The sequence below is a fragment of the Stutzerimonas sp. C6.4V genome (assembly GCF_058536345.1).
Window position 1 is genome coordinate 1,460,891 of the sequence record NZ_JBZUBM010000001.1, and the last position, 20,570, is coordinate 1,481,460.

17 protein-coding genes are annotated in these 20,570 nt (G+C 60.4%); 8 read left to right on the forward strand and 9 right to left on the reverse strand.

Annotation, left to right across the window (positions count from 1 at the left end; translation table 11 throughout):
• Positions 1–36: 36 nt before the first annotated feature.
• From AC4LFW_RS07010 to AC4LFW_RS07030, 5 genes are all read right to left on the reverse strand, one after another.
• Positions 37–1,317, reverse strand: coding sequence for a TRAP transporter large permease (locus AC4LFW_RS07010; protein WP_491818465.1), 1,281 nt, complete (start codon positions 1,315–1,317; stop codon positions 37–39).
• A complete protein-coding gene (locus AC4LFW_RS07015) occupies positions 1,318–1,845 on the reverse strand; it encodes a TRAP transporter small permease (protein ID WP_491818466.1) in 528 nt (175 codons plus the stop codon).
• Between the two features lie 62 nt (positions 1,846–1,907).
• The gene (locus tag AC4LFW_RS07020) at positions 1,908–2,882 is read right to left on the reverse strand and encodes a TRAP transporter substrate-binding protein (protein ID WP_491818467.1); all 975 of its coding nucleotides are present in this window, start codon (positions 2,880–2,882) and stop codon (positions 1,908–1,910) included.
• A gap of 86 nt (positions 2,883–2,968) precedes the next feature.
• On the reverse strand, positions 2,969–3,868 hold the full coding sequence (locus tag AC4LFW_RS07025; protein WP_491818468.1) for an SMP-30/gluconolactonase/LRE family protein: 900 nt from the start codon (positions 3,866–3,868) through the stop codon (positions 2,969–2,971).
• A gap of 40 nt (positions 3,869–3,908) precedes the next feature.
• Positions 3,909–4,733: an NAD-dependent epimerase/dehydratase family protein gene (locus tag AC4LFW_RS07030; protein ID WP_491818469.1), complete on the reverse strand. Its 825-nt coding sequence runs from the start codon at positions 4,731–4,733 to the stop codon at positions 3,909–3,911.
• 363 nt (positions 4,734–5,096) lie between these two features.
• On the opposite strand from AC4LFW_RS07030, the gene AC4LFW_RS07035 reads away from it, so the two are divergent.
• Positions 5,097–6,236 (forward strand): L-talarate/galactarate dehydratase, encoded by a 1,140-nt coding sequence (locus AC4LFW_RS07035; protein WP_491818470.1) that lies wholly within the window; start codon positions 5,097–5,099, stop codon positions 6,234–6,236.
• Between the two features lie 79 nt (positions 6,237–6,315).
• Here AC4LFW_RS07035 and AC4LFW_RS07040 read toward each other — a convergent pair whose 3' ends face one another.
• From AC4LFW_RS07040 to AC4LFW_RS07050, 3 genes are all read right to left on the reverse strand, one after another.
• Positions 6,316–7,836: a tripartite tricarboxylate transporter permease gene (locus tag AC4LFW_RS07040; protein ID WP_491818471.1), complete on the reverse strand. Its 1,521-nt coding sequence runs from the start codon at positions 7,834–7,836 to the stop codon at positions 6,316–6,318.
• Positions 7,837–7,845: 9 nt separating this feature from the next.
• Entirely contained in the window at positions 7,846–8,334 is a 489-nt protein-coding gene (locus tag AC4LFW_RS07045) for a tripartite tricarboxylate transporter TctB family protein (RefSeq protein WP_491818472.1), read from the reverse strand.
• A 69-nt stretch (positions 8,335–8,403) separates the two neighbouring features.
• The gene (locus AC4LFW_RS07050) at positions 8,404–9,372 is read right to left on the reverse strand and encodes a Bug family tripartite tricarboxylate transporter substrate binding protein (protein WP_491818473.1); all 969 of its coding nucleotides are present in this window, start codon (positions 9,370–9,372) and stop codon (positions 8,404–8,406) included.
• A gap of 157 nt (positions 9,373–9,529) precedes the next feature.
• On the opposite strand from AC4LFW_RS07050, the gene kdgD reads away from it, so the two are divergent.
• The 7 genes from kdgD (at position 9,530) to AC4LFW_RS07085 (ending at position 18,768) form a co-directional block, all read left to right on the forward strand.
• Positions 9,530–10,441 carry a 5-dehydro-4-deoxyglucarate dehydratase gene (kdgD, locus tag AC4LFW_RS07055; RefSeq protein WP_491818474.1) on the forward strand — a complete coding sequence of 304 codons (912 nt, stop codon included), beginning with the start codon at positions 9,530–9,532 and terminating at the stop codon, positions 10,439–10,441.
• A 100-nt stretch (positions 10,442–10,541) separates the two neighbouring features.
• Complete coding sequence (locus tag AC4LFW_RS07060; RefSeq protein WP_491818475.1) at positions 10,542–11,984, forward strand: aldehyde dehydrogenase family protein; 1,443 nt, start codon at positions 10,542–10,544, stop codon at positions 11,982–11,984.
• 108 nt (positions 11,985–12,092) lie between these two features.
• Positions 12,093–13,436, forward strand: coding sequence for a glucarate dehydratase (gene gudD, locus AC4LFW_RS07065; RefSeq protein ID WP_491818476.1), 1,344 nt, complete (start codon positions 12,093–12,095; stop codon positions 13,434–13,436).
• Positions 13,437–13,645: 209 nt separating this feature from the next.
• Positions 13,646–15,199 carry a galactarate dehydratase gene (gene garD / locus AC4LFW_RS07070; RefSeq protein ID WP_491820154.1) on the forward strand — a complete coding sequence of 518 codons (1,554 nt, stop codon included), beginning with the start codon at positions 13,646–13,648 and terminating at the stop codon, positions 15,197–15,199.
• Between the two features lie 90 nt (positions 15,200–15,289).
• On the forward strand, positions 15,290–16,705 hold the full coding sequence (locus tag AC4LFW_RS07075) for an FAD-binding oxidoreductase (protein ID WP_491818477.1): 1,416 nt from the start codon (positions 15,290–15,292) through the stop codon (positions 16,703–16,705).
• A 31-nt stretch (positions 16,706–16,736) separates the two neighbouring features.
• The gene (locus tag AC4LFW_RS07080) at positions 16,737–17,666 is read left to right on the forward strand and encodes a 2-hydroxyacid dehydrogenase (protein WP_491818478.1); all 930 of its coding nucleotides are present in this window, start codon (positions 16,737–16,739) and stop codon (positions 17,664–17,666) included.
• Positions 17,667–17,853: 187 nt separating this feature from the next.
• A complete protein-coding gene (locus tag AC4LFW_RS07085) occupies positions 17,854–18,768 on the forward strand; it encodes an aldose 1-epimerase (protein WP_491818479.1) in 915 nt (304 codons plus the stop codon).
• A gap of 247 nt (positions 18,769–19,015) precedes the next feature.
• Here AC4LFW_RS07085 and AC4LFW_RS07090 read toward each other — a convergent pair whose 3' ends face one another.
• Positions 19,016–20,296 carry an OprD family porin gene (locus AC4LFW_RS07090; RefSeq protein WP_491818480.1) on the reverse strand — a complete coding sequence of 427 codons (1,281 nt, stop codon included), beginning with the start codon at positions 20,294–20,296 and terminating at the stop codon, positions 19,016–19,018.
• Positions 20,297–20,570: the final 274 nt, after the last annotated feature.

Here is a 20,570-nt window from a genome sequence, read left to right on the forward strand (position 1 = left end):
GCCCGGGTGGGGCGGCGTAGCTACGCGTGATGACTGCTAGAGCACCAGATTTGGCAGCCAGAGGGAGATTGCCGGAATATAGGTGACGGCCAGTAGCACCATGAACAGGGCGACATAGAAGGGCAGCAGCGCCTTCACGGTGTTTTCAATCGTAACCTTGCCGATCGCAGCGCCAACGAAAAGTACCGCGCCCACCGGAGGAGTGATCAAGCCGATGCCCAGGTTCACCAGCATGATCATGCCGAAGTGCACCGGATCGACACCAATTCCAGTGATGACTGGCATCAGTATCGGCGTCAGGATCAGGATCAGCGGTGCCATGTCCATCAGGATGCCAAGCACCAGCAGCATCAGGTTGATGCACATCAGGATTACGTAACGATTGTCCGACAGGGTCAGGAACAGCGTGGTGATCTTCGACGGGATCTGCATGAGCGTCATGATGTAGCCGAAGCTTGCAGCGAATGCGATCAGGATCATCACCACGGACAGGGTCCGGACGGTGCGATGCAGGAGCTTCGGCAGCTCGTGCCACTTGTAGTCACGGTAGATGAACATGGTCACGAAGAATGCCCATACGACCGCGATTGACGCCGACTCGGTCGCCGTGAACACGCCCGACAGAATGCCGCCCAGAATGATGACCATGGTCATCAGGCCCCAGAGCGCCTCGACGCAGATCTTCAGCGCCTGCCTGAGCGGGATTACGTCCCCTTTGGGGTAGTTGCGGACGCGGGCGAAGATCAGGCACATGGTCATCATCACGGCGCTCAACAGCAGGCCGGGGCCGATGCCGGCGATGAACAAGGACGAGATCGACACAGTGCCGCCAGCGGCAAGGGAGTAGAGGACCGAGTTATGGCTCGGCGGAGTCAGCAACGCCTGCACCGAGCCGCTCACGGTTACCGCCGTGGAGAATTCACGCGGATAGCCCTTCTTTTCCATTTCGGGAATCAGCACCGAACCGACCGATGCGGTATCGGCCAACGACGAGCCGGAAATCGCGCCGAAGAAGGTCGAGGCCATGATGTTGACCAGCGACAGACCGCCGCGAACAAACCCGACCAGAACCCCGGCAAATGCCACCAGCCGGCGCGACATACCGCCCTCGGCCATGATCGCCCCAGCCAGCACGAAGAACGGAATGGCCAGCAGAGAGAACTTGTTCACGCCGCCGGCGACCTGAATCATCACCGCATCGAAGGGGATGTCGATCCACCAGGCGCCGATGAGGGCGGAAAGGCCTAGCGCGTATGCCACCGGCATCCGCAGTAGAAACAGGACGGCAAAGCTGCCGAGAAGAATGAGCGCGTCCATTTACACGGCCTCCTTGCTGTCTTCGACCAGCTCGTAATCGACCGCACGTCGATGGCTTTGATCGCCAAAAACGAGGCGTTCGAGTACGAACAGCAGCGTGATTGCTCCGCCGACAGGAATCGGGGAATAGGTGATGCCTACGCGAAGGGTCGGCAGGGTGCTCATGAACTGGTTCCAGGTCGCGATGCACAACTTGATGCCCCAGATGGTCATGAACAGGCAGATGGTGCCCATCAATAGCTGGACCAGCAGCTCCACGTGGCGATGCAGGAACTGCGGAAGACGGTCGGTGAACATAGTCACCGCCATATGCGCGCCGGCGCGATAGCTCGCCGCAGCGCCAAGAAAAGTAAAGATAACCATCAGCAGGATAGCCACGGGTTCTGGCCAACCGGCTCCGGTGCCCAGCACGTAGCGCGCGAAGATCCCCCAGGGGATGATCATGGACATGACCACGATGGCCAGCCCCGCGACCCATATACAGGTCTTGTAGATCGCGTCATTGACGCGCAGCAGCGTGTTTTTCATCAGACTTCACCACAAGCGCGGCGACGAGAGCCGTCGCCGCGAGGTTTTTCAGAGGGAGCGATTTACTGGACGGCTTCGATGCGCTGAATCAGCTCGGCATAGGGAGCGCCGTACTTTTCACGAACCGGAGCGGTCGCATCGTAGAAGGGCTTCTTGTCCACTTCGATGAAGGTGACGCCTTCTTCCTTGAGCTTGGCTTCGCTGCTGGCGGTCTTCTCGTCCCACAGCTTGCGCTCTTCCATCTGCGCTTCCTTGGCGTACTTCTTGACGATCTCCTGTTGCTCTGGGGTGAGCTTGTTCCAGGTCGTCTTCGAAATAACGATCGGCTCTGGAAGAATCAGGTGACCGGTCAGCGAGTAGTTCTTCGCGGCACGGAAGTGGTTGTGCTCAAGCATGGTCGGGGGGTTGTTTTCGGCACCATCGACAACACCGGTTTGCAGGGCGCTGAAGATCTCACCGGTGTTCATCGCCACACCCTGTGCGCCCATGGCGTTCAGGGTATCGATGAACAGGGGGTTGCCCATGACGCGAATCTTCATGCCCTTGAGGTCTTCGAGGTTGCGAACCGGCTCCTTGGTATAAAGGTTACGAACGCCGCCATCCATCCAGGCCAGACCGACCATGTTGAATTCGGAGTTGGTGATCTTGTCGAGGATCTCCTGGCCGATCTCCCCGTCGATGACCTTGCGCATGTGCGCATGGTCACGGAACACGAAAGGCATGTTGAATGCGTTGACGTCCGGTACGACCGGGCCGAGGGTACCGAGGCTGACGCGGGTCATCTGCACAGCGCCAATCTGGACCTGCTCGACCACCTCTTTCTCCGAGCCCAACACGCCGCCTGAGAACATGCGGAACTTGAGTTCGCCATTGGTGGCTTCTTCGATCTTCTTGCCCATGTTTTCCTGAGCCACGACGGTCGGATAGCCGGCCGGGTGGATCTCGGCGATCTTCAGGGTCATCTCGGCATAAACCGAGCTGGACAGGCAGAAGGCGAGGGGAAGTGCAGCGATGAGCAGCTTGCGTTTGAAGTTCATGTGAATCTCCGTCTTGTTGTTGTTGGTATGCAACGTCGCGAGCGTGTAGACCGGGCCACTGCGAGCCCTGTCCTTGGGGTGAAGCATTATCGGAAGCGGGGTTCCTCCAGTCCGGCAACGCCGGCCTGCAGGGCAAACACACCGCCAGCCAATGGCTGTTCGGAGAGATCACCGCCAGGGCGAATGGAGGTTACGAACAAGGTGTCCAGGCCAGGCCCACCAAAGGCGCACATGGCTGGTTTCTTAACCGGGACCTCCAGGGAACGATCGAGGCGGCCGTCGGGCGTGAAACGGTGCACCAGGCCGGCATCGTTACCGCAGATCCAATAGCAGCCATCGACATCCACCGCTGCGCCATCGGGGCGACCAGGATGCTGGTGCATGTCGACGAACAGGCGCCGGTTACTGGGCGTACCACTGTCGATGTCGTAGTCGAAGGCCCAGATGCTTTGAACGCTGGGGTGCGAGTCGGAGAGGTACATGGTGCGGCCGTCCGGGCTGAAACCCAGGCCGTTAGGCACGATGAAGTCGCTAAGCAGGGCGGTGAGGGTATCGGTACTGGCAGCGCCATCTTGCCGGTACAGCGCGCCTGCTGAGATACCTGCAGCCATATCCATGACCATGGTGCCAGCCCAGAAGCGGCCCTGACGGTCGCAGCGGCCGTCGTTGAAGCGCATTCCGCCGTGACCATGCTGGACGCTGGACAGACGGGTAGCGCTGAGCGTTCCGTCATCCTGCGGGACGATATCGAAGATGCCGTCCTCCATGCCTGCAACCCAACGATCGGAGTCACCCTCGCGGCGAGCGATGCAGGCGATCATCTGTTCGCCCGTCCAGCGCGTCACCGAGGCGTCCGACGCCTTCCAGCGGAGCAGCTGGCGGTTAGGGATGTCGACCCAATACAGCGCCTGCTCGGAGGCCACCCAGACGGGGCTTTCTCCGGTAGCGTTTCGTGCATCGACTATCAGTTCTGCTTTTGTTGCCATGGCGATTCTCTTGTTGTTTTTCGCGGCGTGGCGGAGAGCATCAGTCGTCGAACGGACCTGCCTCGCAGAAGGCGCCCCCCTGGTAGATCAGGGCCGGGTCATCGGATGCATAAGGTGGCTGCTGTTCGATTTTCTCGCGGAACACTTCGGAGGTGTCCTGCGGCTCGAAGCCCAGGTGCGCAGCCATGTGGTTATCCCACCAGCCGTCACGGTTAGCCGACGCGCCATAGACGACGGTGTGACCTACATCCGGAGTGAACAGCGAACGCTCGATCAGGTTCGTCAGGTCGCGGTAGCTGAGATAGGTGGCCATCATCCGGCGGTTGAGTGGCTCGGGGAACGAGGAGCCGATGCGGATGCTGACGGTTTCGATGCCGTAGCGGTCGAAGTAGAAGCTGGCGACGTCTTCGCCGTAGGACTTGGACAAACCGTAGTAGCTGTCCGGACGGCGGGGAGCACTGGCATCAAGCTTCTCGGTTTGCTTGTGGAAACCAATGACATGGTTGGAGCTGGCAAAGATCACACGCTTGATGCCGTGCCTGCGTGCCGCTTCGTAAATGTGAAAAACGCCCTTGATATTCGCTTCGAGGATCTCTTCGAAGGGACGCTCCACCGACACGCCGCCAAAGTGGGCGATGGCATCGACGCCTTCACAGAGCTTATGCACGGCTGCTTTGTCAGAGAGATCGCAGGGTATGACTTCTTCATGTTCTCCGACAGCGGGCTCCATGGGAGCAATGTCGGAGAGGCGGATAATCTTGGCATAGGGGCGAAGCGTTTCGCGTAACACCTTGCCCAATCCTCCTGCCGCGCCTGTCAGCAGGAGGCGATTGAAGGGTGTGGGAGTGGTTGTCGTGCTTGTCATTGTGGTCTGCCCGTCGCTTGTTATTCTTAGTGTCATCGGTTGTCAGATGACTTGGATGGATTATTTCCGCCGGGTTGCAATTTTGTCAACCCGTGGGGTGATCTTCTTCTTATTGCGGGACCCGACCACTCGACGCGTGTCCATAGCCCTATGCTGACGCTAAATCCCCGTAGATTTATGGTTCCAGAGCCCTAACCAGCTCTCGGACCTCGACGGTATCTAGCGTCAGGCGCTATTCACATACCACTAAAGTCGAGTATCAAGGCAATAGCCTGGTCCATCCGACATGACTGCCAGACCACCCATAGTTGTATGATGACATGAATCGGCGGCATACGAGTTGACCAGAACACGAGGCGAACAATGACCAGGCAAGCGAATGATCACATCTGCTGGATAAGGCTCCGGACAGTCGACCTGCCACTTCGCAGCACGGTCAGCGATGCGAAGGTACTGACCGGTCGGCAGAAGCCGCTGGATGGAGTCCAGCTCTTGTTTGCCGAGATCGAATCCGGGCAGGGGCATGCCGGTCTTGGTTTCAGCTATAGCCTGCGCACTGGTGGGCCTGCTCAGTATGCCCATGCGCAGGAGATCGCACCGCTTTTGATCGGTGAAGATCCCAACGATATCGCCAGGCTCTGGAGCAAGATGATCTGGGCCGGCGCATCGGTAGGGCGCGGCGGGGTTGCAGCACAGGCAATTGCTGCAATCGACACGGCACTCTGGGACCTCAAGGCCCGACGTGCCGCCTTGCCGTTGTCCAAATTGCTGGGGGCGCATCGCAGCGCCGTGCCTTGCTACAACACCTCGGGCGGTTACTTGCAGGCATCGATCGAGGAAGTCCTCGACAAGGCCACACAGTCCCTCGAGCACGGGATCGGTGGGATAAAGATAAAGGTGGGCCAGCCTGACCGGCGTCTGGATCTCAAGCGCGTCGAGGCCTTGCGCAAGCATCTGGGCGATGACGTGCCGCTGATGGTTGACGTTAACCAGCAATGGGACCGCATCACTGCACTGCGCATGGGGCGAGAGCTTGAACAATACCAGCTGGAGTGGATCGAGGAGCCGCTGGACGCGCACGACATGACCGGTCACGCCGCGCTGGCAGCCCAGCTGGACACGCCCATCGGTTCGGGCGAGATGCTCACCAGCGCCACCGAAGCCCTGAGTTATGTCGACACGGGTGCCGTGGACGTGATCATGCACGACGCCCCGCGCCTGGGCGGCATCACACCGTTTCTCAAGGTGGCGCATGCCGCAGAACAGCGCGGTATGATCATGGCCCCCCACTTCGTCATGGAAATTCACCTGCATCTGGCGGCTGCCTATGAGCACCAAACCTGGGTGGAGCACTTTGAATGGCTGGAGCCTGCCTTCAATGAGCGCCTGGAGATACGCGACGGGCAGATGATTGTTCCGGACCAACCCGGCTTGGGGCTGAGCCTGAGCGACCAGATAGCGGGCTGGACGCAAGCCCAGGTGGAGTTCGGCAAGCGCGCCTGAACGAAAGACCGCGCCCTCAGGCGCGGTCTCGATTCCGTCACAGCTCCCAGCCCGTCGGGGCAGGCTGGGCACATCCGACTCAGGTTTCCTGCAGCCTGGCCGCAGTCGCTTTTCGGCTACGCAGCGCACTGAACAGGTGCCAGGCCACCGACGCCAGCGCCAGGAAGAGGAACAATGCAGAAATGGGATTGGTGAGAAAGCCCATGAAGTTGCCGTCAGACAACATCAAGCCACGCCGCAAATTGGTTTCAGCCATGGGACCGAGGATGAAGCCGATGATGAACGGCGCTGCCGGCATTCCGCCTTTGACGAAGCCATAGCCAATCAGGCCGAACAGCAGGATCGTCCAGACGTCGAACACCCGGCTGCTCAGACCGAAGGCACCGACCACGCATAGCACCAGGATGATCGGCAGCAGGATGTGCTTGGGCACCGCCAGCAGCTTGATGAAGATGCGCAGCCCGTAGAACTCCAGAACCAGCATCATCACCGAGGCGAGAATCAGCGCGGCGAAGATGGTGTAGACCAACGCACCCTGGCTGATGAACAGCAGCGGGCCAGGCTGGATACCATGGATCATGAAGCCGCCAAGGAGAATCGCGGTCACGGTGTCGCCTGGGATGCCGAGCGTCATCAGCGGGATCATGGCGCTGCCGATGCCGGCGTTGTTGGCGGTTTCACTGGCGACGACACCTTCGACGGCCCCTTTGCCGAACTGCTCGGGATGCTTGGAACGCTTCTTCGCGATGATGTAGGACACGATGTTCGAGGTGCCCGCACCGATGCCCGGCAAGATGCCGATCCCGATACCGATCAGTCCAGAGCGAAACGCGTTGGGAATCTGCCCGAAGAATTCCTTCAGGGAGAAACCAAAGCCTTTCACGCCCTTCATGCTCACCGAGGCGATCTTGCTTTTGTGTGCCGCTCTGCCGGTCTCGGCGATCTTGATCACTTCCGCCACGGCAAACATGCCGATCATCACCGTCAGCATGGCAAAACCGCCGTTGAGGTTCGGCGAATCGAATGTGAAGCGGCGGATGGCATCGACCGGGGCGATGCCCACCGTGGAAAACGCAAAGCCAAGCGTGCCAGCGTAGATGCCTTTGAGCAGCGAGCCGGTGGACAGCGTGGCGATCAGCGTCAGCGAGAAAATTGCGATGGAGAAATATTCATGGGGCCCGAAGCGCAAGGCAATCTTGGCCAGCGACGGCGCAATGGACATCAGCGCAACGATGCTGAAGATGGTGCCTAGAAACGAAAACACCACACCGACGCCCAGCGCCTTCAAACCTTCGCCTTTTTCCATCATCGGACCGCCATCGAAGGTCGTGGCGATGGAGGCGGGCGTGCCGGGAATCTTCAGCAGGATGGCTGAAATCAGGCCGCCGGAGGTTGCGCCGATAAACAGCGCCACCAACAGTGACAGACCCGCTGCAGGCCCCATGGTGTAGGTCAGCGGCAAGCACAGGGCGATCGCCATTGTCGCCGAAAGCCCGGGAACCGCACCGAAGACGATGCCAACGGCAACGCCAAGCGTGATCAGAATGAAGATGTACGGCGAGAAAACCGCGCCAAAGCCGGCCTGCAGTAATTCGAACATGGCCGTCTCCTAGATTTTCAGAAAGCCGGTTGGGAGCATCAGATCGAAGCCCTGCCGGAAGAGGTAAAAGATGGCCGCAGAGGTCACGACGGCGATGATGATGTAGCTGATGTGGTTGACCTTCTGCTCACGGGGCGTGATGACGAGAAACTGCGCATACAGATAGAGCACGGTCATGATCGGGAAACCGACCTTTTGCAGCAGGGCAACATAGACCGCGATCAATCCGAGCGTCTTTAGCACGGTGGGATAGTCCGGTGGCGTTGCAGCAGACGGGTCGGCGTCCGCATCGGCATCGGTTGGTGGCTGGGTCGCCTTGGTCGCCGCCAACAGCTGCAGAACGCCGAGCAGGCACAGCCCAACGGATAGCACGTAGGGCACGGTGGAAGCGTCGATAAAACCTTTGCGCGGAAGATTGATCGTCAGGAACAGGTAGAACAGGCCGGCACCCAGCATCAGGGCTCCAACCAGTAACTCCTTTCTCTTGTAGGTATCCATGGGACGGCTCTCGATTCAGAGGAAAGGCTGCCGGGCGCAGCGGCTACACCCGGCATCGTGGCGCGGGCGTTACTTGCTCTGACGCAGTTCGTCCTTGTACTGCATGAACTGCTCACGCGTGTTCTTCAGGCGGTCAACCGACTGGTTGGTGTCGAAATAGCTGACAGGCTGCTTGAAGGTCTTGCGCAGTTCTTCCTCGTATTCAGGCATCTCGGTGATCTGCTTCACGATGCCAGACATCTTCTCGATGATCGCCGGATCGGTGCCGTCCGGGAACGCCACGATGTAGGGCTTCTCCATGACGAAGTCGACGCCTTGCTCCTTGAACGTCGGCACGTCACCGAGCAACGGATTGCGCTCTTCGTTGGGCTGGCCCAGGGCAACCATCTCGCCGCTAGTCACATAGTCCTGCACCGAGCCGTAGCTGATGGCGGCCAGGTCGATACGGTCACCCAGCAGGGCGACGACTTTCTCGGAGACTGTGCCAGCGTCGACCATTTTCAGCTTGGTGTCGGTCAGGCCTTCGAACATCAGGCCCTGCAGGTGGGAGTAGCTGCCCATCTCGGTGCCGTAGGTAACGCTGCTCGGCTCGGCCTTTGATTTGGAGATCAGGTCTTCAAGAGACTTCAGGCCTGAGCTCTTCGAGGCGACGAATACAGTGCCTTTGTCCACACCCGCGATGCAGCAGATGTCGAAGGCGTCCAGGCTGTCTTCGGTCAGGCCGGCTACCTCATTGACGATCATCTGTCCGGTATGTGTGAAAAGGATGGTGTTGCCGTCCGGATCGGCCTGCTTGACCTGCTCGGCCGCCAGCGTGCCACCACCACCCGCGACGTTGGTGATAACCATCGCCTTGCCGGTGAGCTTGGTGAAGTATTTGGCCATGGTGCGGGCGTTGAAGTCGGTGTCGCCGCCAGCGTTGGCGATGACGACGACCTGTACCGGGCGAGTGGGCCATTCGGTTTCAGCAGCGAATGCGCCGCTGACGGCAGTGGCGAGAAGGGCGGAAACGAGGGAGGCGCTGAGTGCTTTTTTCATTGTAGAGCCCAGAGTATTTTCGGCTACCTGCATCGACAGGGACACAGGCGCACAAAACTTCGACAAAGAGGTGGCGCACCCAATTGTTGTACGATAACGTATCTCAAAGGCCCAGGCCCTACTTCACATACTCTCCGTTTCACAGGATGCTCGAACAATGAACCCACAAGAACTGAAGGCCATCCTCTCTTCTGGTCTGCTGTCCTTTCCGGTTACCGACTTCGACCAGCAGGGCGACTTCAGCCGTGCCGGCTATATCAAGCGACTGGAATGGTTGGCACCTTATGGCGCAACAGCGCTTTTTGCTGCGGGCGGTACGGGCGAATTCTTCTCGCTGACGCCGCAGGAATACCCGGACATCATCAAGACTGCCGTCGACACCTGCGCCGGACAGGTACCAATTCTCGCAGGGGTAGGCGGCCCGACTCGTCAGGCCATTGCCTACGCTCAGGAAGCCGAACGCCTTGGTGCCAAGGGCCTGCTGCTGTTACCGCACTACCTGACCGAAGCCAGCCAGGAAGGTGTTGCGCGCCATGTTGAAGAGGTCTGCAAGTCGGTCGACATCGGTGTCGTGGTCTATAACCGCAACGTGTGCCGCCTGACCGCACCGCTGCTTGAGCAGCTGACCGAGCGCTGCCCTAACCTGATCGGCTACAAGGACGGCCTGGGCGATATCGAGCTGATGGTGTCCATCCGCCGACGCCTCGGTGACCGCCTGACCTATCTTGGCGGCCTGCCGACTGCCGAAGTCTACGCAGCGGCCTACAAGGCGCTGGGCGTACCGGTCTATTCGTCGGCTGTATTCAACTTCGTACCGAAACTGGCCATGGATTTCTACGGCGCCATCGCCCGTGATGACCACGAGACCGTTGGTAAGCTGATCGATGATTTCTTCCTGCCGTACCTCGACATCCGCAACCGTTGCAAGGGTTATGCGGTCAGCATCGTCAAGGCCGGCGCAAAGATAGCCGGTTATGACGCCGGACCGGTTCGCGCTCCGCTGACCGACCTGCTGCCTGACGAGTACGAAGCGCTTGCCGCGCTGATCAAGAAGCAGGGTGCTCAATAAAGGCCCGACCCGACCCATCATTCGCCCCAACCGCTATTGCAGCTGGCCCGCTCCGTAGAACGTGCCACTGCAGGCGGACCTCACGAAGGAGAAAGTCCCCGTGGCAGACGCACAACGTTATGACAACTACATCGATGGCCAATGGGTAGCTGGCAATAATTACCAGGCCAACATCAATCCGTCCGACCTCTCGGATGTGATCGGCGAATATGCCCAGGCAGACGCTTCGCAGGTCGAAGCCGCCATCGCCGCAGCACGCAAGGCATTCCCGGCGTGGTCAACGTCCGGCATCCAGGCACGTGCCGATGCACTGGAAAAGGTAGGCCTGGAAATCCTCGCTCGCCGTGAGGAGCTGGGCAACCTGCTGGCCCGGGAAGAAGGCAAGACCCTGCCGGAAGCCATTGGCGAAGTGTCCCGTGCCGGGAACATCTTCAAGTACTTCGCTGGCGAGTGTCTGCGTCAGGCTGGCGAAACCCTGCAGTCGGTGCGTCCGGGTGTGAGCGTCGAAGTCACCCGCGAGCCGCTGGGCGTGATCGGTCTGATCACTCCCTGGAACTTCCCCATCGCCATTCCCGCCTGGAAGATTGCGCCCGCGCTGGCCTATGGCAACTGTGTGGTCATCAAGCCGGCTGATCTGGTTCCCGGTTCTGCCTGGGCCATCGCCGAGATCATTTCGCGCTCCGGTTTCCCAGCCGGTGTGTTCAACCTTGTGATGGGCAAGGGCCGGGAAGTCGGCGAGGCTATCGTCAACGACAAGCGTGTCGATGGTGTCAGCTTTACCGGTTCGGTGGGCGTGGGCCGTGGCATAGCGGCTACCTGCGTTGGTCGCCAGGCCAAGGTACAGCTGGAAATGGGCGGCAAGAATCCGCAGATCATTCTGGACGATGCGGATCTCAATACCGCCGTAGAGCTGGCGACTCAAAGCGCGTTCTATTCGACCGGTCAGCGTTGCACTGCCTCCAGCCGTATCATCGTGACCGAAGGCATCTACGATCGCTTCGTCGAAGCCATGATCGAGCGCATCAAGAAGATCAAGGTGGGTTCGGCACTGGAGCAGGGCGTGGATGTCGGCCCGGTGGTTTCCCAGGCCCAGCTGGACCAGGACCTGAAATACATCGAAATCGGCAAGCAAGAGGGCGCACGCCTGGCCTGCGGCGGCGAGCGAGTCAGCTGTGGCACTGAAGGCTACTACCTGGCGCCGACCCTTTTCGTCGACAGCACCCCGGACATGCGAATCAGCCGTGAAGAGATCTTCGGACCGGTGGCCAATGTGGTGAAGGTGAAGGACTACGACGAGGCGCTGGCGATGGCCAACGACACCGAGTTCGGCCTGTCTGCAGGCATCTGCACCACCTCGCTGAAGTATGCCAACCACTTCAAGCGTCACTCCCAGGCCGGGATGGTGATGGTCAACCTGCCGACCGCAGGCGTGGATTACCACGTGCCGTTCGGTGGCCGTAAAGGCTCGTCCTACGGCCCGCGTGAGCAGGGTCGCTACGCCCAGGAGTTCTACACCACGGTGAAGACTACCTACATCGGCTGATCTTACCTGCCGTTCAGGGGCGCCACCTGCCAGCTGTATCACACGGCAGCTGGTGCCCTGCCACGATGCACCGCACCCGCGGACCATAACAACAATAGAGATACGCTCATGAACAACTCTGCTAATCATGGCGCACCGGTCGTAACCGAACTTCGAGTGGTTCCGGTCGCAGGGCAAGACAGCATGCTGCTCAACCTGAGTGGCGCCCATGGTCCGTACTTCACCCGCAACATCCTCATTCTCAAGGACAGCGCTGGCAACACCGGAGTCGGCGAAGTCCCCGGGGGCGAGGCGATCCGCCAGACACTGGAGGACGCTCGCTCCATTCTGCTCGGCCAGTCGATCGGCAACTTCAACGGCCTGCTGAACCAGGCGCGCAAGGCTTTCGCTGATCGCGATGCAGGTGGTCGCGGCCTGCAGACCTTCGATCTGCGTATCGCCATCCACGCCATCACGGCTATCGAGTCAGCCCTTCTCGATCTGCTTGGCCAGCACCTCAACGTGCCGGTTGCTGCGTTGCTCGGTGACGGGCAGCAACGCGACGAAGTCCAGATGCTCGGTTACCTGTTCTTTATCGCCGATCGCAACAAGACCGACCTCGGCTACCGCGATGAGTCGGATGCCAGCGATAACTGGTTCCGCGTGCGCAACGAAGAAGCACTGACGCCCGAGACGGTTGTGCGTCAAGCCGAAGCCGCCTACGAGCGTTACGGCTTCAAGGATTTCAAACTCAAGGGCGGTGTGTTGCCAGGCAGCGAAGAGGTCAAGGCGATCCGGGCCCTGGCTGAGCGCTTCCCAGACGCGCGCATCACCCTCGACCCCAACGGCGCCTGGTCGCTGGCCGAAGCCATTGATCTGTGCAAGGACTTGCACGGCGTACTGGCATACGCAGAAGACCCATGTGGCGCCGAGAACGGCTACTCCGGCCGTGAAGTAATGGCCGAATTCCGCCGCGCCACCGGTTTGCCAACGGCAACCAACATGATCGCGACTGACTGGCGGCAGATGGGTCATACGATCCAGTTGCAATCGGTGGACATCCCGCTGGCCGATCCGCATTTCTGGACCATGAGCGGTTCGGTACGCGTCGCGCAGATGTGCCATGAATGGGGACTGACCTGGGGCTCCCACTCGAACAACCATTTCGATATCTCGCTGGCGATGTTCACCCACGTGGCGGCTGCTGCACCGGGCAAGATCACCGCCATCGATACGCACTGGATCTGGCAGGACGGCCAGTACCTGACCCGCGAGCCGCTGCAGATCGTCGGTGGCAAGGTGGCAGTACCGGCCAAGGCGGGTCTGGGTATCGAACTGGACGAAGATGCCCTGCAGAGAGCGCACGAGCTGTACCTGGCCAAAGGCCTGGGTGCGCGCGACGACGCCGTTGCAATGCAGTATCTGATTCCAGAGTGGACGTTCAACAACAAGAGACCCTGCATGGTCCGTTGACCTATGCAGCCCGCGATCCAGACCGCTCCCACGATGCACCGCACCCGTGGGGGCGGTCTCGACCGCGACGCCTTTAAGTCAGATACATCATTCAGAACGGGTAATCGCGAGAAGGCCCCGGACACTGAAGCACTGGCCCGAAAATGCGCCTCTTAATCCACACCAGACAACAACAGCCGGCCTGACCGGAGACCGATATGAACGAAACCGTGCAACTGATCCAGCATCAAGATTCACCGCGCTGCATCCGCCTTAACGATGCGGACAACGTAGCCGTGGTGGTCAACGACGGCGGCGTGCCGGTCGGTGCGTCCTTCGAGGACGGCCTGGTGACTGTCGAAAGCATCCCCCAGAGCCACAAGGTCGCCTTGCTCGACATTGCCGAGGGCGAGCCGGTGCGGCGCTACGGTCAGATCATCGGCTACGCGCTCGAACCGTTGCCGCGCGGCAGCTGGATCAAGGAAACCCAGCTGAAGATGCCCAGCGCGCCGCCGCTCGACAGCCTGCCGCGTGCCACGGCCGTGCCTGAAAAGCTCGCTCCGCTGGACGGCTTCACCTTTGAGGGTTATCGCAACGCCGACGGGACTGTCGGGACCCGCAATATCCTCGGCATCAGCACCACCGTGCAGTGCGTGACCGGCGTGCTCGAGCATGCGGTCAAGCGCATCCGCGACGAACTGCTGCCCAGGTATCCCAACGTCGACGACGTGGTCGCGCTGACCCACAGCTACGGCTGCGGCGTGGCGATCAACGCCCGCGATGCCTATATCCCGATCCGCACCGTACGCAACCTGGCGCGCAACCCCAATCTGGGCGGCGAGGCGTTGGTCATCAGCCTGGGCTGCGAAAAGCTTCAGGCTGAGCAGGTGATGCATGAGGGCGATCCCTCTGTGGATCTGCGCGATCCCTGGCTGTATCGGCTGCAGGAGTCCAATACCGGCTTTGGCGAAATGATCGACCAGATCATGGTCATGGCCGAGGCGCGGCTGAAGAAGCTCGACCTGCGCCGTCGCGAAACGGTGCCGGCTTCTGAACTGGTGCTGGGCATGCAGTGCGGTGGAAGCGATGCGTTTTCCGGGATCACCGCCAACCCTGCGCTCGGCTATGCCGCTGACCTCTTGGTGCGCGCTGGCGCCACCGTGATGTTCAGCGAGAACACTGAAGTTCGTGATGCGGTGTACATGCTGACGGCCCGAGCAGAAACCCCTGAAGTCGCAGACGCCCTGATCGCCGAGATGGACTGGTACGACAGGTACCTGGAGCGCGGCGCGGCAGACCGCAGCGCCAACACCACGCCGGGAAACAAGAAGGGCGGGTTGTCCAATATCGTCGAGAAATCGCTTGGCTCCATCGTCAAATCAGGCAGTGGCGCCATAAACGGTGTGGTAGGGCCCGGTGAGCGAGTGGATCGAAAAGGGCTGATCTTCTGTGCGACGCCTGCCAGCGATTTCGTCTGCGGCACCCTGCAGCTCGCCGCTGGCATGAATCTTCATGTGTTCACCACGGGACGCGGCACGCCTTATGGCTTGGCCATGGCACCGGTGGTCAAGGTGGCGACACGTACCGAGCTTGCCGAACGCTGGCCCGACCTGATCGACATAGATGCCGGTCGGATAGCCAGCGGTCGAGCGACCATCGAAGAACTGGGCTGGGAGCTGTTCCACTATTACCTGGACGTCGCCAGCGGCCGCAAACAGACCTGGGCCGAGCGGCACAGGTTGCACAACGACATCGTGCTGTTCAATCCGGCACCCATCACCTGATTGCGACCGGCCACTGCGCCCAAGGCAGCCCGGCAGTTTTTGACGCAATGAGGCGGTGCCCTGCGATGAAACCCATGGGCAGAGGATGCGATGACTACATCGGAAGCTTTCATCAAGCAGGTCGAAGCAGTTGTAGGAGCTGCCGGGATAGTCCGGGATCCTGAGCTGCTGGACGCTTACCTGAGCGACTGGCGCAACGCCTACCGAGGTGAGGCTGCGCTGGTGGTGCGCCCGGCGAGCACGGAAGAGGTCGCCGCGGTGGTACGTCTGTGCCATCAGCACCAGGTCGCGCTGGTGCCACAGGGCGGCAACACCGGCCTGTGTGGCGGTTCGATACCAGACGTCAGTGGCACGCAGGTGGTGCTGTCACTGACCCGGATGACGCGTATTCGCGAAATCGATCCTGCCAATGAAACCATCACGGTCGAGGCAGGGGTGATTCTTCGGAACTTGCAGGAGGCAGCGGCTGAAGCAGGCCGGCTATTTCCGCTGTCGCTGGGCGCGGAGGGCAGCTGCACCCTTGGCGGCAACCTCGCTACCAATGCCGGGGGGACGGCCGTGCTTCGCTACGGCAACATGCGCGACCTCACCCTGGGGCTGGAAGTCGTGCTGCCTGATGGGCGTATCTGGAACGGCCTGCGCGGCCTTCGAAAGGACAACACCGGCTACGATCTCAAGCATCTGTTCATCGGCTCGGAAGGCACCCTCGGCGTCATCACTGCTGCCGTGCTCAAGCTCTACCCGGCTGTGCGCAGCGTGACCACCGCCTGGGTGGCCCTGCCCAGCGTTCAGGCGGCAGTCGAGCTGATCGGACTGATTCGTGGGCTGTGTGGCGACCGGTTGACCGGCTTCGAATTGATGTCGCGGCAGAGCGCGGAATTCGTGTTGCGCCATGTAGCCGGGTGCAGCGACCCCTTTGCCGAGGCGCATCCCTGGTACGTATTGATCGAGCTCAGCGATACCCAACCCGACGCGCCGCTCAATGACTTGTTGGAAGCCGGAATCGGCGAGGCACTGGAACGCGAATGGGTGGCCGATGCCGTGCTCGCTAGCAGCGAAGCCCAGGTCGCCGCCTTGTGGGCCATGCGAGAGGGGATTTCCGAAGCCCAGAACCATGAAGGCCCCAGCCTCAAGCACGACATCAGCGTGCCGGTGAGTTGCATTCCAGAGTTCATCGAAACCACAGATCGGCGCCTTCTCGAGCGGTTCCCCGGCGTGCGCATCGTGTGCTACGGCCATATGGGCGATGGCAATCTGCATTACAACATCAGCAAGCCCGTCGGGACCGATGATGCGGTCTTCAAGGCGCAGCAAGAGGCAGTCATGGAGGTGATCTACGATGCCACCACAGCTCTGCAAGGCAGCATCAGCGCCGAGCACGGCCTGGGCCAGGCCAAGCGCGCCGCCGCCAGGCACTACAAGCACCCGCTGGAACTCGAGCTGATGCGCGCCCTCAAGATGACCTTCGATCCCAGAGGGATCATGAATCTCGGCAAGGTGCTCTGAACCGAATGGCCATATCCAATCGAGGTATCCCGTGACCTGCATCCTTCAGCTTGGCCCCCTTACCGATCGTTTCAACCGCAACCTGGCAGCCGAGCATGAGGTGCTCCGGGTCTGGGAGAACGAGGCCGACGCCTTGCTCGATCAGCATGCCCAGCGCATCGAGATCGTGGTCACCTCGGCACGCTTCGGCTGCACGGCGCATTTGATCGAGCGGCTGCCAAACCTGCGAGCCATCATCAGCTTCGGTGTCGGGTTTGATGCCATCGATGTATCGGCCGCACATGCACGGGGCATTCCGGTGAGCAATACCCCGGACGTACTCAACGACTGCGTGGCGGACCTGGCCTTCGGCATGCTGATCGACAGCGCCAGGCAGATCTCCCGTGCCGATCGCTTCGTCCGCGCGGGCGAGTGGCCCTCGGGAGGCTTGCCCCTGGGCGCCAAGGTCAGCGGCAAGCGCCTTGGCATCGTCGGCCTGGGGCGTATCGGCGAGGCGGTGGCCAAGCGTTCCAGCGGTTTTGACATGCAGGTGCGCTACCACAATCGGCGGCCCGTCGAAGGCTGCGAGTATGGCTACGAATCCAGTCTGGTCGAATTGGCCGGCTGGAGCGATTTCCTGGTACTGACCTGCCCGGGCGGGGAAAGCACCCGCAACCTGATCAACCGCGAGGTGCTGGATGCGCTTGGCTCCAAGGGCACGCTGATCAACGTTTCACGCGGCACTGTGGTGGATGAGCCTGCCTTGGTCTCTGCGCTGCTAGAGGGGCGTCTGGGTGGCGCTGCACTGGATGTCTATGCGCAGGAGCCGAAGGTGCCCCAGGCTCTGTTCGAGCTGCCCAACGTGGTCTTGCTGCCCCACATCGGCAGCGCCACCGAGGAGACTCGGCTGGCCATGGAAGAATTGCTGTTGACCAACCTGCGCGCATTTCTCGCACGCGGCGAGGTGCTGACCGCTGTCTGAGCGAACCTACCTGTACGCTACAGAGTGCAGGCGGCCCCAGCCGCCAGGTCCCTCAGCCACAAGCTCTGGGCCAAAGCTATTGCAATCCACCTGGGCGTTGCCGCACCGCCTGCCACAAGCACATCGGTAAGGCGCGCCACTTAGGCTCACAGCCGCGAGCGTGTCCAGCTCGCCAAGGACGTCGACCATGCCTGACTTTCAATCGAATCTGGCCGAAACTGAACTTCAGCATGGCCGGCTGCGGCTCTCGGTGTGTCCTGATCTTGGAGGCGCTATCACTCACCTGAGCATCGATGGCCATGACGTGTTACGCCCCTGGGATGGCTCCGACAACGTTCGCAAAACCGGGTGCTTCGTCCTGGCACCGTTTTCCAATCGTGTCGGAGACGGAGCCTTCGAGCATGACGGCAAACGTTATCCGCTAAATAGGCTGTCGCCCGATTTTCCGCTGCCCATCCACGGCGTTGCCTGGAAGCGTGCCTGGACGGTGCTGGAACAGGGCTCGGATACCGTAGTGCTAAGCCTCTCCCATATTCCCGAGGATGCGCCGGTCACGGACTGGCCGTTTGCCTTCGAACTGGAGCAGCGGATACAACTAAACGAAGAGGGTGTTTCGCTCGTGCTGACCCTGCACAACAGCGATACCCGTTCTGCCCCTGCGGGGCTTGGCTGGCATCCGTATTTCCTGCGCCACGACGGTTGCGAACTGCAGTTCAGCGCAGCGTCGGTGTGGCAAAACGATGATCACAACCTGCCGTCGGAGCTGATCGAGATTCCGCCTCAGTGGGATTTTTCGCGCATTCGCCCCCTGCAGGAGCCGGGATTGGACAATTGCTTCGTGAGTCGCACGGGCGCGGTTCACATGCACTGGCCTCGACAGAGCGTAGAGCTGACGCTGTCTGCCAGCGAGGCGCTGGATCATCTGGTGGTATTCACCCCGCCCGCCGAGATGGGTTTCTTTGCAGTAGAGCCGGTTTCACACGCCAATAACGCGCTCAACATGCAAGATCCGGTGGCCAACGGAATGAGGCTACTGGCGCCCGGCGAAACGATGCAGGTCAGCTGTCAGCTGACGATCAGGCGCACTGGCTCCGACGCCTGATCATTGCTGGAACATGCCCGGGGTCGCACCGTCGCAGCCAGCCTGCTGTTGATGGCGAGAATGGTCCGGAAGCTTGGGCACGCCGTAAGCCCCGGCTTGCTCGAGAGACACGTCGGGCCTTTTGCCTGCACCAGGCATCGTCGGGCAATTGCCACTGGTGCATCAGGCAAAAAAATGCCCGTCAGGGACGGGCGAAAGTTTCCGCAACAGGAGCGAGGAGTGTTGCGTCCCGCGTGGTGGATGACGCTTACAGGATCGAGATCGGGTAGTTGAAGATCAGACGGTTCTCATCGAATTCCGTAGAGCTGTAATCGCGGCGCAGGCTGGAGTTACGCCATTTGATGTTGAGGTTCTTCAACGCACCGTTTTGTACGGTATAAGCCAGCTCGGACTCACGACCCCATTCCTTGCCTTCATCACCGCTCGTGGTGGCGATGTTGTCGCCGCTGATGTAGCGGTTCATCAGGACCAGGCCGGGGATACCGAGGCCGGCAAAATTGTAGTCGTGTCGCACCTGCCAGGAACGTTCATCCGCTGCGTCGTAGGCGGAGTTGAAGCTGTCGTTGGCGACCGAGCCACCACTGGTACCGTTAACGCGCATCCACTGGTTGCCGCTGACTTTCTGCAGGCCGACATAAAAGGTGCTGGCACCAGCTTGCAAGCCGAACAGAGCGGAGTAGGTCTTGTTATCCAGGTCGCCAGCCAAGGCGCTCCCTTCATCCTTGCCGTTGAAATAGCCGAGGTTGGCGGTAAGGGCGAGATCCTCGCTCAATGGCTGGACATGCAGCAGCTGTACATAGCTCTGCTGGTAAATGTCTTCCAGCCGGGCATGCCACAGACCGACCTTGGTCTTTTCATTGAAGGTGTATTCGCCGCCTACGAAGTTGAAACGGTCCGACGTAGCGGTGATACCGTTAAGGCCATCCTTGTAGACCATGTCCTCCATGCTGGCGTCGTCACGGGTGCTGTTCTGGCGCATCTGGCCACCAAAAAGTGACAGATTGCTGATTTCTTTGGATGAAATCATGCCGCCCTGGAAGGTCTGCGGCAGCGAACGACCGTCATCAGCACGCAATACCGGCACAACGACTTGCCACTCACCGAGTCGTAGTTCCGTTTCCGACAACTTGGCCTTCGCCGCTACGGCCACGCGGCCGAAGTCGTCTGGAAGATGCCTATTGTTGCCCGTGCCGTGAACAGGCAACAGACCTGTGCCGTAGGTACCAGCACCGCCGTCCAGCTTGACAGCCAAACCGGCTAGCACATCGACACCAAAGCCGACCGGGCCGGGTGTGTATCCGGACTGTGCGTTCAGAATGAAGCTTTGAGTCCATTCTTCAGCCTTGCCCTGGCCGCCGTTATAGGTCGGATCGACGAAGTTACGGTTGATGTAGAAGTTACGTGCGTTCAGCGTAACCTTGGCGCCTTCAATAAAGCCGTCGGCTGCCTGAGAAACCGCAGGAATGCCAAGCGCCAGCGACAGAGTGCCCGCAAATACGGCAGCGGACAGGGGGTTGCGTGGGGTCATTGTTGTTGTACTCCCTTTTTTTAGAAAGCCGCTCCGTGCGGCCAGGGCCAGGACGAGGCGGGATGTAGCGCAGCCGCGTGTCGAACGGGGCTTGTCGCGAATTGATTGTTATCAGTTGTCATACGACGTATCGGATTATGGCTCTCGCTTCGGCCTTGTCAATTCAATTCCTAAACAATTGTGGCCATTCCTACTTTGGTCTAGTGCTCGACAGTACTAGGTTGTAGGAAGGCCTGATATCTCACAGCGGTGGGTGTTCGCCGGCTTTTATGAA